Source organism: Halioglobus sp. HI00S01 (assembly GCF_001635445.1).
In the GTDB taxonomy this organism is placed as follows: domain Bacteria; phylum Pseudomonadota; class Gammaproteobacteria; order Pseudomonadales; family Halieaceae; genus Halioglobus; species Halioglobus japonicus.
Genome location: NZ_LWEE01000192.1, coordinates 1 through 215, shown reverse-complemented (window position 1 = coordinate 215; position 215 = coordinate 1). Strand labels below are relative to the sequence as shown.

Annotated in this window: 1 protein-coding gene; it reads right to left on the bottom strand. The window is 55.3% G+C overall.

The genetic code is table 11. The annotated features are described in order from the left end of the window. On the bottom strand, positions 1-215 hold a 215-nt coding region (locus A3709_RS15805; RefSeq protein ID WP_304438773.1), incomplete at both ends, for an FAD-linked oxidase C-terminal domain-containing protein.

Genomic DNA, 215 nt, shown 5'->3' with positions numbered 1-215 from the left:
TTGAGAATATTCAGGTGCACATTGCCGTCGCCAATATGGCCAAACCAGACGATCTCAAAATCGGGATAGTTCTGGTTAACCACGGCCTCCACTTCCGCCAGGAACTCCGGCACGCGTGAGATCACTGTGGAGATGTCGTTCTTGTAGGGCGTCCAGGGCGTAATGGTTTCGGAAATGTCTTCGCGCAGGCGCCACAGGTTCTGGGCCTGGGACAG